Source organism: uncultured Campylobacter sp. (assembly GCF_938045535.1).
In the GTDB taxonomy this organism is placed as follows: Bacteria; Campylobacterota; Campylobacteria; order Campylobacterales; family Campylobacteraceae; genus Campylobacter_B.
Window position 1 is genome coordinate 1 of sequence record NZ_CALIMQ010000135.1, and the last position, 3,193, is coordinate 3,193.

At 47.2% G+C, this 3,193-nt stretch carries 5 protein-coding genes; all 5 read right to left on the minus strand.

Features of this window, described 5'->3' with window-relative positions:
• The coding region (locus Q0095_RS04405; RefSeq protein WP_297881722.1) for a hypothetical protein at positions 1-184 on the minus strand (184 nt) is incomplete at its 3' end.
• A gap of 49 nt (positions 185-233) precedes the next feature.
• Positions 234-1,355 carry a CCA tRNA nucleotidyltransferase gene (locus tag Q0095_RS04410; RefSeq protein ID WP_297881724.1) on the minus strand — a complete coding sequence of 374 codons (1,122 nt, stop codon included), beginning with the start codon at positions 1,353-1,355 and terminating at the stop codon, positions 234-236.
• Entirely contained in the window at positions 1,315-2,673 is a 1,359-nt protein-coding gene (locus Q0095_RS04415; protein WP_297881726.1) for a hypothetical protein, read from the minus strand. The genes Q0095_RS04410 and Q0095_RS04415 overlap by 41 nt, the downstream gene beginning before the upstream one ends.
• Complete coding sequence (locus Q0095_RS04420) at positions 2,666-2,908, minus strand: hypothetical protein (RefSeq protein ID WP_297881728.1); 243 nt, start codon at positions 2,906-2,908, stop codon at positions 2,666-2,668. The genes Q0095_RS04415 and Q0095_RS04420 overlap by 8 nt, the downstream gene beginning before the upstream one ends.
• 9 nt (positions 2,909-2,917) lie before the next feature.
• The coding region (locus Q0095_RS04425) for an isocitrate/isopropylmalate family dehydrogenase (RefSeq protein WP_297881730.1) at positions 2,918-3,193 on the minus strand (276 nt) is incomplete at its 5' end.

Genomic DNA, 3,193 nt, shown 5'->3' on the forward strand with positions numbered 1-3,193 from the left:
TAAGCTTTGCACTATGAAATCTTACGCCGCAAAAATTTAAATTTCGCTCGCCATAAAAGATAAAATTTCGCGCAGCAAAAATCACGGGATTTTGCCTACGATCAAAGCAAAAAGCGCACTTTTGCAAAGACGCAGCATTCTTGCAAAACGCGTAAATTTCGTCGCGACGATAGAATTTTTTCATAAAACTAGCTCCTAAATAAAACGGCGATTTTACAGAAATCTCTCTAAATTTACGCTTTTAAAGCCGCTACGAACGCCCTAATCTCCGCTTCTTGCAGCCTCTCAATCTCCTTGCCGATCGCAGCGCCGCGCAGGTTGCGAGCGACATCCCCAGCGCAAATCAAGCTCTTAAATTTCTTATCCCAAATCCCAAGCCGCTTTGATGCTTGCACCCTACCTTTACAATACAGCCCGAGCCACTGCTTAAGCGGCATTTTTAGAGCGATTTTGCATAGCCGTTCGTCGCTTACCCGCTTAAAAAACGGCTCGCTAAGTAGCCTTTTATAAAGAGAATTTAGCCCTAAATTCTTTAAAATTTTATCTTTATCTAATCCTAAAAAATTCAAAAACGCATATAAAAAAAACATTTCATTTCGCACGAAAGATTCGCCACGCTCTATGAATTGCATCAGTCGCTCGTGCGTGCGCGGATCAATCCGCAATCCAAAAACCCGCTCATAAAGCCCCAGCTCTTGCATTAGCATCATCCCATATCGGTGCGCAGGTGCACGAAAAAATTTAATCAGCTCTGCTTTAACGCGCTCGCAACTAAGATCGCTAACGTCGATGCCGTGCATAAGTTCTAAGGTGTGCGGCTCGGCGCGAAGCTCAAATCTCGCAGCAAACTGCACCGCGCGATATACGCGCAAGCTATCCTCCACGAAAGTGTGCGGATCAACCACTCGCAAAATCCTCGCATGCAAATCCGCAAGCCCGCCGTAAAAATCGAGAACTTTACCGCTTATAGCGTCTATCATCATCGCATTAATCGTAAAATCGCGTCGCCTGCTAGCCTCATGTTCGTCCGTAGCCAAAGCGACACTAAAGCCCTTGTGTCCGATGCCAGTCTTACTCTCGGTGCGCGGAAGCGAAACATCGAAATTTTTATATTTATAGACGAAATAGCTTTTGCCGACGCCCTGTGCGCCGAAGCCATGCATAATTTGCTCGAAACGGCGCGGATCCACATCGTAAAGCTCCACATCCACATCAGCGCTCGCCCGCCCCAAAAAATGATCGCGCACGCAGCCGCCTACCAGATATATGCGTGAGCTAAATTTTTTAAGATAATCTAAAAGCGCGATGAAATCGTTATTTTGATAGATTTTCAAGTCGGTTTTCGATACTTGCAAGCAAAAATTCCATAAATTTTAAATTTAACTCCACGCGCGCGTTCAAATCGCCCTTCTCAAAAGCGTTTAGCCCCTCAAAAAGCACTAAAATCCGCTCTTTTATCGCGCTCAAAAACTCCGCTTCGCTTGAAATTTTAAAATCTGCATTTGCGAGATATTTTGATTTGTCACCCGCTTGTCTCGCAGCCCCAAGATGTCGCGCTGCTTCAGGCTGGCGCACGGCGGAATTTTGAGCACCATAAGAGGCAAGGCTTCCCACTTGCATATCCTGCTTGGCGGAATTGCGAAGCTGCGGCGTGGCGAGCTCATCGTCTCGCGCCTCATGCATAGTAAAATTCTGTGGCTGCGAAACGAAATTTTGCTGCTGCGCGGCAACATTGCGGATCTCTAGCGCGACGGAATTTTGAGCTTGAAGCGACGCTAAATCCTGCTTTTTAGAATGCGCCGTACCGAAATAATCGTCAGCTTCGTTTTCTTTAAAATCAGAGCCAGGCCCAAAATCGTCATTGCTTAGCTCCTTAAAATGCGCGCCTAAAATACGAGGCGTCAAATCTTGCTTACTTTGGGAGTCGTCATCCGTAGAATTTAGCGCTAATTCAAAATCTTTACTTTCAGCAGAGCTTTGCGCTATGCTTGCGTCCCTGCTTTGCGGCGAAACAAACCCATTCATATCGCTGCCTAGACTATCGTAAATTTCGCCTGCGATGCCCGATAAATCACGCAAGCTTTCGTCAAATTTTGCGGCGGAGCTTTTTAAAATTTCATCGTTTGCAAAGGTCGAATTTGCGGAATTTTTGCCGCTTGCAGAAGCAGAATTTTTAAAATTCTCTCCGTTTGGGTAGGCGGAAGCCTCAGAATTTTGACCGCCTGCAAGATCAGAATTTTTAAAATTCTCCTCGCTGGAAAAAGTAAAATTTTCATCTTTTGCGGCAGATTTTTTTAAAGTAGCGTCCGCTGCAAATTCCGCGCCGCTAGGCGCAGAGTTCTTGCGTGCCAGGGCATTTGAATGATCTGGGACGGAATTTAAAGCATTCGATGAAACAAAGCGCGAAGTGGAATTTTTAGTATCCAAAGAAGTGAAATTTTGCGCGTTTGATGAAGCGATATCCGGTGCAGATGTGGAATTTAAGGCATCAGGTGCAATGGGATCTGGCGCAAAAGAAGCGGGGCTTAAAGCATCCTGCGAAGCCTGCGCTTCTGCTTCAGCGCTGTTTGCATTCACAGCCCCCTCTTGCTGCACCGCCAAATCTTGCACGCGCTTTTGTGCTTTCATCTCATTTACTGCTTCGATGATATCTTCCAGTTCATTTTCATACATCAATTAGCCACCTCTTAAATTCCGCTTGTTTGCTCGCATCGACGCTTAAAAAGCGCTCCAGCATCGCCATATTAACGCCCGAGCCTACTCGATGATTTAAATTTATCCGCGCAAAAAGCACAGCCGCATCGCCATCTTGCGGATTATCGCGTAAAATACCGCGGCAAATCCGCATTGCGCCGTAGATATCGCCTTTTTTCTCAAGCTCCATAGCGTATGCTAGCGCACCATTCAAAGCTGGCTCCTAAGCCTTGGCCGCGTAATCTGCGATGATCGAGCCGATCTCTGCGGTCGAGCAAATTTCTTTGGCATCGTACTGCGCGATATCCTTGGTGCGGTATCCGTCGCGAAGCACGGCTCGTACGGCGCTTTCGATCGCTGCTGCGGCCTCATTTTCGCCGAATGCGTATTTTAGCATCATCGCCGCGCTTAAGATCGTAGCGATCGGGTTTGCGATCCCCTGCCCCGCGATGTCGGGCGCACTACCGTGGATCGGCTCGTAAATTCCTACCCTGCCGCC